The 13,249-nt window shown below is 42.5% G+C and carries 12 protein-coding genes; 3 read left to right on the top strand and 9 right to left on the bottom strand.

Annotation, left to right across the window (positions count from 1 at the left end):
- Window positions 1-116: 116 nt before the first annotated feature.
- Together pta and GSF04_RS15605 are read right to left on the bottom strand one after the other, a co-directional pair.
- Window positions 117-2,264, bottom strand: a complete 2,148-nt coding sequence (gene pta / locus GSF04_RS15610) for a phosphate acetyltransferase (protein WP_211860019.1) — start codon at window positions 2,262-2,264, stop codon at window positions 117-119.
- Between the two features lie 2 nt (window positions 2,265-2,266).
- Window positions 2,267-3,466 (bottom strand): acetate kinase, encoded by a 1,200-nt coding sequence (locus GSF04_RS15605; protein WP_211857795.1) that lies wholly within the window; start codon window positions 3,464-3,466, stop codon window positions 2,267-2,269.
- A 152-nt stretch (window positions 3,467-3,618) separates the two neighbouring features.
- Here GSF04_RS15605 and yfbV point away from each other — a divergent pair, with 152 nt between their 5' ends.
- Window positions 3,619-4,065: a terminus macrodomain insulation protein YfbV gene (gene yfbV, locus GSF04_RS15600; RefSeq protein WP_017219085.1), complete on the top strand. Its 447-nt coding sequence runs from the start codon at window positions 3,619-3,621 to the stop codon at window positions 4,063-4,065.
- A 67-nt stretch (window positions 4,066-4,132) separates the two neighbouring features.
- Here the strand turns inward: yfbV and rlmA are convergent, their stop codons facing one another.
- The 3 genes from rlmA to xthA all read right to left on the bottom strand — a co-directional run bounded on the left by rlmA (window position 4,133) and on the right by xthA (window position 6,444).
- Window positions 4,133-4,933 (bottom strand): 23S rRNA (guanine(745)-N(1))-methyltransferase, encoded by an 801-nt coding sequence (rlmA, locus tag GSF04_RS15595; RefSeq protein WP_039497436.1) that lies wholly within the window; start codon window positions 4,931-4,933, stop codon window positions 4,133-4,135.
- Entirely contained in the window at window positions 4,930-5,553 is a 624-nt protein-coding gene (locus GSF04_RS15590; RefSeq protein WP_045989339.1) for an energy-coupling factor ABC transporter permease, read from the bottom strand. Before GSF04_RS15590 ends, rlmA begins: the two co-directional genes overlap by 4 nt.
- 81 nt (window positions 5,554-5,634) lie before the next feature.
- Window positions 5,635-6,444, bottom strand: a complete 810-nt coding sequence (xthA, locus tag GSF04_RS15585) for an exodeoxyribonuclease III (RefSeq protein ID WP_211857794.1) — start codon at window positions 6,442-6,444, stop codon at window positions 5,635-5,637.
- A gap of 265 nt (window positions 6,445-6,709) precedes the next feature.
- On the opposite strand from xthA, the gene GSF04_RS15580 reads away from it, so the two are divergent.
- Window positions 6,710-7,144: a hypothetical protein gene (locus GSF04_RS15580; protein ID WP_010373924.1), complete on the top strand. Its 435-nt coding sequence runs from the start codon at window positions 6,710-6,712 to the stop codon at window positions 7,142-7,144.
- Window positions 7,145-7,185: 41 nt separating this feature from the next.
- Here the strand turns inward: GSF04_RS15580 and GSF04_RS15575 are convergent, their stop codons facing one another.
- Window positions 7,186-7,470, bottom strand: a complete 285-nt coding sequence (locus GSF04_RS15575) for a hypothetical protein (RefSeq protein WP_211857793.1) — start codon at window positions 7,468-7,470, stop codon at window positions 7,186-7,188.
- Between the two features lie 421 nt (window positions 7,471-7,891).
- On the opposite strand from GSF04_RS15575, the gene GSF04_RS15570 reads away from it, so the two are divergent.
- Window positions 7,892-9,127: a DEAD/DEAH box helicase gene (locus tag GSF04_RS15570; protein WP_211857791.1), complete on the top strand. Its 1,236-nt coding sequence runs from the start codon at window positions 7,892-7,894 to the stop codon at window positions 9,125-9,127.
- Between the two features lie 67 nt (window positions 9,128-9,194).
- Here GSF04_RS15570 and GSF04_RS15565 read toward each other — a convergent pair whose 3' ends face one another.
- The 3 genes from GSF04_RS15565 to GSF04_RS15555 all read right to left on the bottom strand — a co-directional run bounded on the left by GSF04_RS15565 (window position 9,195) and on the right by GSF04_RS15555 (window position 13,227).
- Complete coding sequence (locus GSF04_RS15565; RefSeq protein ID WP_010605037.1) at window positions 9,195-9,575, bottom strand: diacylglycerol kinase; 381 nt, start codon at window positions 9,573-9,575, stop codon at window positions 9,195-9,197.
- Window positions 9,565-11,208: a phosphoethanolamine--lipid A transferase gene (locus tag GSF04_RS15560; protein ID WP_211857789.1), complete on the bottom strand. Its 1,644-nt coding sequence runs from the start codon at window positions 11,206-11,208 to the stop codon at window positions 9,565-9,567. Before GSF04_RS15560 ends, GSF04_RS15565 begins: the two co-directional genes overlap by 11 nt.
- Before the next feature lie 75 nt (window positions 11,209-11,283).
- A complete protein-coding gene (locus tag GSF04_RS15555; RefSeq protein WP_249122390.1) occupies window positions 11,284-13,227 on the bottom strand; it encodes an LTA synthase family protein in 1,944 nt (647 codons plus the stop codon).
- Window positions 13,228-13,249: the final 22 nt, after the last annotated feature.

The raw sequence follows: 13,249 nt of genomic DNA, 5'->3' as shown, positions 1-13,249 counted from the left end.
CATAGTATAGCGAAGTCAATTTAAAGACCAGAGCGTTCGCCCGAATTCTAGGCAAAAGAAAGGATTAGTGAGATGAAAACGAAAAGGGCTCATGCATTGAGCCCTTGGTATAAAGATTATTCTTCGATTTGTGTTGCCTGAATAGCAGTCAAGGCAATGGTGTACACGATGTCATCAACCAAAGCCCCGCGGCTTAGGTCGTTAACCGGCTTACGCATACCTTGTAACATAGGTCCGATGCTAACAAGTTCAGCACTTCGCTGCACCGCCTTGTATGTGGTGTTACCTGTATTTAAATCTGGGAAGACAAATACCGTTGCTTTACCAGCGACTTTGCTGTTTGGCGCTTTTTTACGTGCGACATTTTCCATAATGGCAGCATCGTATTGCAGCGGCCCGTCAATATCGAGATCAGGGCGTTTCTTTTGTGCGATCTCTGTGGCTTCACGCACTTTTTCTACATCTGCACCTTGTCCAGATGTTCCTGTGCTGTAACTGATCATGGCAACGCGAGGCTCAATGCCGAATGCTGCAGCGGAATCTGCAGATTGAATTGCAATATCGGCTAACTGCTCTGCCGTTGGATCAGGGTTAATTGCACAGTCGCCGTATACTAGCACTTGGTCCGGTAGCAGCATGAAAAATACTGAACTTACCAACGACGCGCCTGGTGCCGTTTTGATTAACTGTAGTGGTGGGCGAATAGTATTGGCGGTGGTATTTACTGCACCAGATACTAAGCCATCAACTTGGCCTTCGGCTAACATCATGGTGCCGAGCACGACGTTATCTTGCAGTTGCTCTGCTGCAACGACCGCGGTTAGGCCTTTGTTTTTACGTAGCTCAACCATAGGCGCAATGTACTTTTGCAGCTCTTCTTCAGGAGATAAGATAGTCACGTTTTCATTAAGCTCAACACCTTGTTGCTGGGCGATACGTTCAATCTCTTCTCTGTCTCCAAGTAGTACGGTTTTAGCGATATTTCGCGCACCACAGATAGCAGCTGCCTTAATCGTTCTCGGCTCATTACCTTCAGGCAGCACAATGGTTTTGCTTGCACGTCTAGCTAAATCAGTTAGCAGATAACGAAACGCAGGAGGAGAGAGTTTGCGAGTTTTTGCGACCCCTTTGGCCAAACTTTCCAGCCACTCGCTATCGATGTGACGGGCGTTGTGCTGCTTTACGCGCTCGATGCGCTGCTCGTCATCGCTGGGTACTTCCATATTGAAATTGTGTAATAGCAAAGAAGTGCGCCAAGTATCAGCCTCAGTAGCAAGGATAGGTAGACCTGTATCCATCGCTTGCTCACATAAGGTCATGATCTTCTCTTCTGGTTTGAATCCACCAGTTAACAAGATAGCGCCAATCTTGGTGCCATTCATGGCCGATAAACACGCAGCAACTAGGATATCTGAACGATCGCCTGGAGTAACCAACAGGGCACCTGGCGTAAAGTGGTTAAGAATGTTCGATACTGTTCTTGCACAGAAAGTAACACGGCGCAGACGACGGTGCTCCATATCACCCGCATTGATGATTTCGGCTTTTAAATAATTGCTTAAGTCGATAACTCGCGGCGCTACTAAGTCAAAGTCCCATGGTATGGCACCTAAAAGTTGAAATGGGTGTTTTCTGAAAATAGGTAGCGATGCTAAACGATTCATTTCATTTTCAAGCTCTTCTGGTTTGTATTGATCAACCAGATCGGCGCGCGCTCTGCCATCTTCATCCAGCGGTGCATTCACTTTATTGAAAATACAACCCAATACGCGAGGGTGGTTTACACCGCCATAATTACCAGCGGCAATCTCTAAGCGGTCTTCAAGCTCGTCGATAGAGTCATTACCCGGCGTTAAGACAAACACGATATCTGCACCTAATGTTTGCGCAATCTCGCGGTTTACACGGCCAGCGTAAGGTTGACGACGGGTGGGTACCATTCCTTCAATGATGGCAACTTCATCGTCTTGTACTGTGCCTTCAAAGCGCTCCACAATTTCTTCCAACAAATCATCGCCTTTACCATCACCTATCATCTGCTCAGCGTAGCTCAGCTCAAAGGGCGTGGGTGGGGCAATGGTTGAACCTTGCTGAACGATGAGTGTTGACTTCTCAGGGCCGACTTCATCTTTACGAGGTTGTGCGATTGGCTTGAAGAAGTTTACTTTTACCGCTTTTTGTTCCAGTGCTCGGACTATTCCTACAGACACCGACGTCAAACCAACGCCCGTTGAAATAGGAATAAGCATAATACGACGACCCATCATTACACTCCTTTAGCAAGCGTAGCTGCGTCGTTGGCAATCACCCATTCTTCATTGGTTGGGATGACCATAGCGACAGGAGAGTGAGACTCATCAGTGATCACACCTTGATTTCCAAAGCGTGCGTTGAGGTTACGCTCTTTATTGATATGCATGCCAAGGAAGTTAAGCTGGTTTACTACTTTTTCACGGATAACATCAGAGTTTTCGCCAATTCCACCGGTAAATACAAGTGCATCTAAACCGTTTAGTGGTACCAAGAAGCTAGCAATTTGTTTGGCTAAACGATAACAGAAAATATCAAGCGCCAGTGTTGCTTGAGGGTGGTTTTCCTGTGCAGCTTCTTCAATCGTTCGGCAATCGTTAGAAAGCTCACTAATACCTAGAAGGCCACTTTGTTTATTCAACAAAGTGTCAATTTGCTGTGTTGAATAGTTCAGGTGGTTAACTAAAAACGAGAACAAGCCCGGATCAATATCACCACTTCGGGTGCCCATCACTAGACCCTCTAATGGTGTTAAGCCCATGCTGGTGTCCACCGATTTACCGTCTTTAATCGCGGTAACGGAACAACCATTGCCTAAGTGTGCGGTAATAATACGCGATGGTTTACCTTTTAGGCCTAAAATCTCGATGGCCTGCGCCGATACATAAGCATGGCTGGTGCCGTGGAAACCGTAACGTCTAACACCATGTTCACGATATAGTGAATAAGGTAGGGCATAAAGGTACGCTGTTTGATCCATACTTTGATGGAAAGCCGTATCAAAGACAGCAATTTGCGGTAGATGCGCAAATTCGGCTTGAGCTGCGCGGATCCCAAGTAGGTTAGCTGGATTATGTAAAGGCGCCAGACTAGCCGTTTCTTGGATAGCATTTATAACGGAGTCATCGATAATGACAGATTGTGTAAAGCGCTCACCGCCGTGTACAACGCGGTGGCCGACAGCGACAAGATTTGCGTCTAACGCGAGATCTTTGATGAGTTTTACAAGCGTTGTGATCGCAACTTGGTGCGCATCACCACTATTTAGGGGCACGATTTCCTTGTTGCCTTGGAACTTATATTTAATTTGTGGTGATTGTTCAGCTAGGCGTTCAGCCAGACCTGATAATATCTCCTCTCCCGTTGCGTTATCGATGATTGCAAACTTAAGACTGGAGCTTCCACAATTAAGAACCAAAACATGCTGAGATGACATAATGACTTTCCGTTTTGACAATAACAGTTATTGCGTATTAAGCTTAAAGCTATAGCGCATATAAGCTACGCATTTAGACTAAGGTATAGTTGACAGTAAAGACGTCGATTTTACCTCATTTTTTATATAAAAGTTAGCACCTAGGAGTTATGATGCAAAAAAGTCTTATTTCGCAAGTGCAACTTGGACGTCAATACTCGAAAGAGTGGCCTATGCGCAAGGAATTAGCACCGTTGTTCCCCGAATTTAGGGTGATCAAGGCGACAGAACTTGCTTTAAATACAATGCCTATGCTGGCGGTGTTTACCCTGTTTTTGCAGACCAGCCAATTGGGTTTTCAATATCTGCCGCAAGCCATTGCGATTGCTTTGTTCTTTTTATCGCTTCCTGTCCAAGGGTTATTATGGCTTGGTAAAAGAGCTGAAACGCCGTTAAATCCGGCTTTGTATTCTTGGTATACAGAACTACATCAAAAGATGGTTGCTAATGGCTATGATTCGCCGATGTCTTCAAGAAAGCCTAGATACAGAGATTTAGCGCGGTTGCTAAAAGATATGTTCGATAAAATGGACAAAGCGTTTACGCAAGAAAATCTGTAGTTTCTGTTTTCCTGCCTACCAAGCAAGTAGGCAGCGATTTGCTCATAATTAGTGATCTGATGTTGGGTTACTTGCGCTGATATTCGTTTATCAAAAACGAGAGCGTGATTTCGATATGGTCCATCTTTTGTAATCTGTCCATGTGTTGTTGCTTAAATTTCCATGCAAATGGCGTCATCATGATTAAGTGTTCAACACACTCAAATTCCATTCTGTGTGTTTGTTGTAATTTAGTCCGTTCAACCAACTCAAACCCTTGTGGTGTTTCTGGTGCCTTGTGTAGCTTTACATTGTCATAAATCAGAGACTTGAGTTCGAATAGATGGTGTTCACCGGGTGAGACGACATACAAACTGCCTGATGGTTTGCATAGACGGGCGAGTTCTTCGGCGAACACTGGCGCAAAAATACTCACAATCACATCTGCAAATTCATTTTCAAAAGGGGCCTCTTTGATGGAGGCTACGCTAAATTCTACTTGAGGATAGCGTTTAGCGGCATAGCGGACAGCAGGCTTTGCGATATCGACCCCGTAGACTTTGGCATTCTCGCAGCGATTTGCGATTTCATGGGTGTAAAAGCCCTCACCACATCCTAAGTCCAGCAGGGTAGCCGGCACTTTTTCAGAGACGATTTGTGCAAGCCTATCACGTAGAAAGTGATAATGATCGGTTTCGAAGAATGCCCGACGCGCTGCAACCATTTCTTGGTTGTCGCCCGGCTGTTTTGATTTTTTATTTTGCACGGGGAGTAAGTTGACATAGCCTTCTTTGGCAATATCAAATTGATGATTATTATTGCAGCTGTAGCTTGCACCGCCTTGATATAAAGGCAGTTTACACAGTGGACAGCGGTAGTGGGAGATCATTTGTCTAAGTATTCCCTATCAAAAAAAGTTTTTACCCAATGTGGGCGATATGTAATGAGTAAGGTGATGGCCATGCCATTTAACATGGCTTCAGGGAACCACATTATTACGGCAAAATGGAGATAATTGTCTGCCAACTGATACCAAGTATAGGCATCGATTGCATAATAATAGAATGCGCTTAGAAGTATCTTTAAACAGCCCACCGTACCTGCGAAAATAAATGCACAAACAAAAATATAAACGAAAAAGTGCCGCGGTAAATGATGATAGCAAAGGGCAAAGAGTCCATAGCTTAAGTAGACAGGTATCAGTGCAGTAAACAGCCAAAAATTACCAAACTCCACCAAGGTAAAAGCACTAAAGTAACTATGGACGAGGCATGCCAAAGTTGCACTTAACGCACCCAGTCGCCAGCCTAAAATTAACGTTACTGCTGTTATTCCAAGAATATGAATGTTCAGCTCAGGTAAAATGCCTGCTTTTATTTGCCACAGTAACGTGAGGACAACCGCACAACTTAATACGCCAGTTTGTCTAGCTGGTACTTGTAGTAATTGCTGATATTCTTTGCGATGAAAACTGAGTAAAAATAACCCAAGGGCAGCGATAAACGTCACGTTTCTATCCAGTTTTTAAATTTGGTTATTTTGCTCTATGCCGAGCACTGTATTCACAGTCTCGGCGGAAAAAACGGGCGATTAAATGTCGAAAGTTGCCCAAATTGGTGCGTGATCCGAGGGCTTATCAATTCCTCTCAATTCGTAATCTATGTCACTTTCGATACATTTCGCAGTTAATGGAGCGGTTGCTAAAACCACATCTATGCGAAGACCTCGGTTATCATCAAACCCTTTTGAGCGGTAGTCAAACCACGAATATTTTTCGGTTGCATCAGGTGTCAGTACTCTAAATGTATCTTTAAAGCCCCAATCTAGCAGTGTTTTTAACCACTCGCGCTCTTCTGGTTGGAACGAGCACTTACCCGTCTTTAACCAACGCTTGCGGTTTTGCTCACCAATACCAATATCCGCATCCAGTGGAGAAATATTAATATCGCCCATGACAACAAGGTTAGAGTGAGGATCGGCAAAATCATTCAAGTGGGTCATGAGATCTGCATAAAATTGTCTTTTATACGGAAATTTAGTTTCATGGCTGATGTTATCACCTTGAGGGAAGTAACCATTCATAACGGTAACTTCGTTACCTGAATCACTTTCAAACGTACCGCTGATCATGCGGCGTTGTGATTCTTCAGTATCCGTTGCGAAGCCTTTTTGGATAGCTTTTGCAGGTTTCTTGGAGAGTAGTGCCACACCGTAATGCGCCTTTTGACCATGGAAATAAACATGGTAGCCAAGTGCTTCTACATCGTCGATAGGAAAAGCTTCGTCATGGACTTTAATCTCTTGCAGTCCAATGACATCAGGTTGGTGTTTTTCAATCAATGCCTGTAATTGATGCAGTCTAGCTCTGAGGCCGTTTATATTAAACGAAACAATTTTCATAGCGCTCTCTTTAGATTCTTGCTGTTATTTGGCAAAGTTTATCACTTAAAAACGAGAGGGTCAGCGCTTGGGTGAAATTACTTCTTTAGTCAGCTGATAAGCATGTTGGCAGTTGTTAAATTTTGCACAAGTTTAGCGAGAGGATAACGAGGATTTTAGCTTAGTGTAAATAGATCATTAAATAACCAAAATTGCATGATTTAGCTGTTTACTTATTCGTCGTTGTAATTATAATCCGCGCCGAATCGTTCAATTGGGGTATATTATGCTTAAATCTCTCTCTTTCTTTGGTCTTGTTTCTTTGGTTTCTACAACGGCTTTCGCTTCACAGGTTGAGTTCACTCAAGCTGACGCATCACCAGCGACGAAAGTATGTGCTGTTGCAGCAGAGCAAGGTTTCAGTGCAGCACGTAAAGAAGCTGCATCACTAGGCCTATTTATTTCTCGCTTCTCACCAAGCATCCACTGTAATGGTGAAGATATCCGTGAGTTTGCAAAAGCGGCAAAGCGCTCGCAAAAGCAAGAAAAGAAAGTTGAGCTAATTGCTGAAAAAACAGATACCGCAACTGAGCTATGCTTAGATGCAGTACGTCACGGCGTTAATCACCTACGTTTGAATAACCAACAGGTTCGCAACTTACGTTGTAACGATATGCCAGTTAAGCAATTTGTTAAAGAATTCAGAAACGCAGCAATTTAATCAAATTGATGTGAAGAGAAGAGGGGCAGTTAGCCCCTTTTTTATTGGTTGTTATTTAGGTTTGCATCACGGTATTTGGCGTAACAGACCAAAGCCGCCAAGCCTGCCACAGGAATAGAAATCATACTTACCCAACCACCTGTATATAAAATGGCCAGTAGCATTCCAATATCAATACCGCCGATAACACAATCAGAATGACCACTTTCTGAAACCCGACAATCTAGTACTGCAACACTAAGCTCAGCAATGAGTAAACCAAATAAAGGCGCAATGGCGAGAAATGCTAGGCTTACCGCTAAAAGTTTCAATTGCTTTTGTGACATGTGCATCTCCTTATTTATTACTTTTGGGCATTGTGCGTTAGCGTGATTAATCTTATCTGAGAAGTTGTTCTGGCTAAATAAAAATCAGTGGAAAGTAACTAACCTGAGCTGCGGATAATTAATGCCTTTCTAGCAGCCAGTTTTAGCGCTAACTGCGTTGAATTCACTTCCAATAGCCAGCTATTGGTGCGTAAATTCGCTTTGCCTACAGGATGTAGGTACCTTAGCGAGAGCAGGACGCGGAAGCGGTGTTTTCCCTAAAACTCTCTGGCTAGACAAGGAAAAAACTAAGTTGTTCTTTAGAAACAATGAGTTGGAACGTTTCTTATCCAAACCTCAGGTTAACTAGATTGAACATTACAGTGCTTAGATAATTCTTTGCTATAATCCGCGCAATTTTGGTAATAGATACTGATCTCCAATGACATTTAGCGAGTTACAACTTCACCCTAAACTACTAAGCGCAATTACTGAGCTTGGGTTTGAGTCACCCACACCAATTCAAGAAAAGAGTATTCCACTTCTGCTCAGTGGTTGTGATTTAATTGCAAGTGCCCAAACTGGAACCGGTAAGACTGCCGCCTTCATGCTGCCGATTTTGCACTCCATGCTGATAGGCGCCACGCAAGGTGAGAAATCGGTTAGGGCATTGATACTAACGCCGACTCGTGAGCTGGCACAGCAGGTTGCAGAACATACTGAAAAGTTAGTGGTGAACACTAACTTAAATGTCGTGTGCTTATATGGCGGTGCAAATATTGGCCCGCAAGAAAAGCGCTTAAGAGCGGGTGTAGACGTAGTGGTTGCGACACCAGGGCGTTTACTTGACCACCTAATCAAAGGCACATTAACACTCAAAAATATTCAACACTTGGTCTTCGATGAAGCAGATCGCATGTTAGATATGGGGTTTATGGGGGAAATTAAGCGGATCATGCGCACTATGCCGCTTAAGCGTCAAACGTTGCTATTTTCAGCTACGGTTGACGATGCTGTGTTATCCCAAGTAAAGCCTTGGTTGAACGACCCTAAGCGAGTAGGTGTTGAATCCCAGAACAGCACCGCAAGTACAGTTACGCAAGCTTTCTATTCGGTAGACGAAGATCGCAAACGTGAATTGATCGCCCACTTGATTGGCAAAAATAATTGGCATCAGGTACTGGTGTTTACTCGCACAAAAAATAGTGCTGATAGCTACGCAAAAGAATTGAATAAGGATGGCCTTAAAACCGCAGCGATCCACGGTGATAAGTCTCAAGGCGCGCGTGACAAAGCGCTATCTCAATTCAAATCAGGTGAAATTCGCGTCTTGGTCGCAACGGATGTAGCAGCTCGTGGCATTGACATTGACTCGCTAAACTATGTCTTCAATGCTGAGTTACCCTATGTTGCTGAAGACTATGTGCACCGTATCGGCCGTAGTGGTCGTGCTGGACAAAACGGCCAAGCCATTTCGCTTGTGAGTATTGATGAACAGTGGCTACTAGAAGAAATAGAAATTTTCTTAGATGAGCGATTTGCGCCGCAATGGCTGCCAGGCTATGAACCTGATTTAACCAAAGAGCCTAAAGACACTCGCCGTAATTCTGGCAAATCTAAGAAGCAAAGAGACAAAAAGCGTATTTTGGGAACAAGAACCAAGCGTAAAAGGAAGTAATGGCTTAGCGCTAAAGCTTATGTTTGGCTTCTCTCATCCAAACATAAGCATCATGGGCCATTAATTGCTAGTAGAGGTTTTGATATAAACAGCTGCCCCAGATGCAGATAAAAACGATAAGTGCGATCAATACGCCTGCAGAGCCCAAGTCCTTGGCAAGCCCCGACAGTGGATGGATTTCTAAACCGACTCTATCAATTGTTGCTTCAATAGCGGTATTTACTATCTCTGCAAACATCACAAACAGCGTTGCACAAAACAGCATAACGCGCTCATAGAGTGAAAGTTCAAGTGTAAACAGCAAAATGATAGTAACCAGCAGTAGAATAAGCTCTTGCCGAAAGGCGGATTCATTTTTTGTGAGCCAATTAAACGCTCTAAATGAGTGTCCAAGCGCCAGCAATAGTCGTTTTGCTCCAGTTGGCTTATTGGTGTTATCAAAATGCATTAGTTTCTCCATTAGTTGCGAATAATTGAGTTCGACAGGTTGCGAATATGTCATTTTTGGACTGATAGGTTTTCGAATTAACTTGGGTTAAGCCAAGTAACGTATCGTAGATATTGTCATGAGAAAGGGGTTGCTGTTTTACAGCGTCAATGCAATCACTGTAGCTTTTATTTGTTAGGCGATTACTCCAGTAAATCATCGGGATCTGAGTTTGCTCTTTAGGTGCTAGACGATATGGAAAGCCATGTAAATATAATCCGGTTTCACCAAGTGATTCGCCATGATCGGAAACATAGAGCATGTTGACAGTTTCTGCGTCTAACGAAGACAGTTGTGTAATGATTTTGTGCAACACTAAATCTGTGTAAGCGATGGTATTGTCATAGGTGTTCACTAATTCTTGAGGCGTACAATTTTGGATATCGCTACGTTGGCAATCTGGGAGGAATTTTTGCTGTGTTTTAGGGTAACGGCGGTAATAAGTTGGGCCATGCGAGCCAATCATATGTAAGACAACAACAATATTGCTTGTTTGCGCGTTGTTTATGGTATTCATAAGTGATGGGATTAGTACCTCATCAAAGCAATACTTACCGTCGCACAGCGGGTTATCCTTGTTAGTATCAATCCGATAATTCTCAACCCGATTACATACACCTTTACAACTACTATTATTGTCTATCCAAAACACATCGGCGCCAGCCCTGTGGATCACATCAAGCACGTTATCTTGGCTCTGAGCAAGACGGCTATTGTAATGTGCTCTATCTAGCCGTGAAAACATACAGGGTACTGAAATTGCTGTCGCTGTGCCACAAGATGACATTTTACTAAAATATTTGATGCCGTCCTGTTTAGTGTATTCGTTAGTATCTATTTTATAGCCTCCGTGTGAAAAGTTGCTTGCACGTGCAGTTTCACCAACGACGACAACGGTAATATTAGCACCTGACTTGGAAGCTAAAGCAGGTGTTTTATCTAGTAATCGAAATGGTAATGGAGGATAAAAATAGTTATCTCTCAGGTATTTATATCCTGCAATATAAAATGAAAATGGCGTGATATAGCTTGCGACTTCTTTATTGTTTCTACCAACGGAGGCATAGTTTTGATAAAAGCTAAAGGCTATCAAAGAGATGAAGGTAATTGAAACAAAATTAATGAGTGTAAAGGATTTTAGCCTTTGCTTTAGTGGCTGCCTGATTTTGTTTTTTGTCATTAAATAAGCAGGAATTAAACCCAAAGTTAGTACGAAAAGAACTAGATTTATATTTAAATATGAAAATGCTTCCCCCGTGTCTGTTTCAATAATATTTTGCATCATGCTTTTATCAAATATGACGCCGTAGTTTATTGATGCGTATAGCAACACACTGGATAGCACAATGGTGATAAATAAAAAAGGCCGTACAAAGGTGATTAAAGAAAACCAACTAAATAGTAACAGTGTCAGGAAAAACAAAAGAATAGGGACAGACGCTAAAAATAGCCAATCGGACCACTCCTGTATTGTAGCAACATTAAAGACTTTGATAATAAATAGGCTATTAAAAGCAATGGTACAATAAAGTGTGGCGAGAACCATCAGGCTGGTATAGCCTGATGGGGAGATATGTTTTAAAAATTTAAACATATCCAACTCCTGACGAGAAAATAAAAGCTAAGTTATCTTTATTTTCTATAGAAATACTTAAGAGAACCTTATGCTTTACTCTTTTAATCGATAAATTTGCTCCTGATAGGCCAAATTACTAAATAATACATGAGATAGTGCTTTTTCTTTCAAATCAATGGTGTGCGTTGTATTCAGCAATGGTTTTTGCATCTTAGTCGCCGTGTCATATTGCCAATAACTCACTTTGTTGCCTGGCATCAAAATGGCGGCTTTGTCATCTTCAATGTAGGCAAAATTATCGTAATATTGCATCATCGCTCTTTGCACTGGATATTGTTTGGTTAAGTCAAAACCAAGCATAGGCGTTGGGCGTTCAACCCCTATTAAAGAAAGCAAAGTGACAGGTAAATCAATTTGACTGACCAATCTTTTATCTTGTTTCTGATTAAAGTCTGAATTCAAAATAACGGCTGGAATATGAAAAGACTTAATAGGGACGGGCTCGGATCCATACACCCTGACATCATGATCTGCAACGACTAAAAAGATAGTATCTTGCCAATAACGGCTTTGCTTGGCCTTATCAATAAACTTTCCGAGTGCATAGTCGGCGTACTTGATAGCGAGATCTCGCGCAGGTTTATCACTTTTATGATTTGTTGGTAACATTACTTTTCCGTCAGGAATTTCAAACGGGTCGTGATTGCTAGATGTAAAGATCAAACTAAAAAATGGCTTTTCTTCTTCACTCAGCTGAGTTAATTCTTTATCCGCTTGATTAAACAGATCTTCGTCGCTGGCGCCCCAAGACGCAACAAATTCCGGGCTTTCAATATCATCAAAGTCAACGATACGTTGAAAGCCGTTTCCTAAGAAGAAGCTTTTCATGTTATCGAAGTGGCTTTCGCCACCGTAAATAAACTGTGTGGTATAGTTTTCTTTGGCTAAAATATCTGCCAACGTACAAAACTGTTGCTGAGACTTTGAAAGCTTAACGACGGAGCGTGACGGTGAAGGTACAAAGCCGGTGATCACGGCTTCAATTCCGCGAACCGATCGGGTGCCCGTTGCGTAGAGGTTCTCCAGTCCCCAGCCTTCTTGATACAGTTTATCTAACTCTGGGGCTAGATTTGCTCCCCCTAGCGAGCTGACAAAACGCGCGCCTAAGCTTTCCTCTAAGATAATTACTAAGTTTTTCTTTTTGCCCTGATGATATGCCGGATTAGTGGCTAGGGTAGGAAGTGTATTTGAGATAAAACCTTGTTTGTAACTTGCTTTTCTTACTGTATCAAAAACCTTTTCTTTGGATAGCGAACCATAAAGCGCACTGGCACTTTTTTCGCTGCCCATATTTTTTGCTGCGAACGCAACACTATAAGCTGAGTTGATGGTCAGCGAATTAACCAATGCATCTTGTGAGAAATAGACGGTAGCAGGGTTAAGTGGTCTATGACCCAGAGTGCCTCTTGCTAACAGCGCTAAACAGATAAGACTACAAAAAGTAGAGATAGCCATATTCCGCTTTAATGGCACATCGTTGCCAATGCGAGGAAAATATCTCAAGGTGGTTATTAAAGCCAAAGTACATAAAAGTAGGGTGAATATCACTGTGCCCAAGTGACCACTCAACAACATTGAAATAACTTCTTTGGGGTAAATTAGATACTCAATAAATAAACGGTTCGGTCTGATGTCGTATTGCAAAATAAATGCAGGAGTTGCAGCTTCGAGTAGTAGGACAAATGCAATACCCAATGCAATATACACCGTTACTAGTGCAGTAAGTAAAGGCTTCAATGGTTTAGGCATAAAATAGTGCGTGACCATTAACAATAAGAGAGGTATCGCGAGATATGCGATAGTACTCAAATCAACTCGTAGGCCTGATATCACAAAGGTTAAAGGATCAGAGCCTGCCATTCTCTCTAACATCCAAGCTGATAGTCCTAAACGGCTAAGCGTCAAAATCACCAACAAGGACAAGAAAAACACCATGAAAGGTTGTGCATAAGGAGTTGAAAAGTGTACTTTGTTCATAGAATGTTAAGAATAGTTGCAT

The organism is Pseudoalteromonas sp. A22, assembly GCF_018141345.1.
Classification (GTDB): Bacteria; Pseudomonadota; Gammaproteobacteria; order Enterobacterales; family Alteromonadaceae; genus Pseudoalteromonas; species Pseudoalteromonas maricaloris.
Note: the sequence above shows the minus strand (reverse complement) of the source record. Positions and strands in the feature narration are given on the sequence as shown.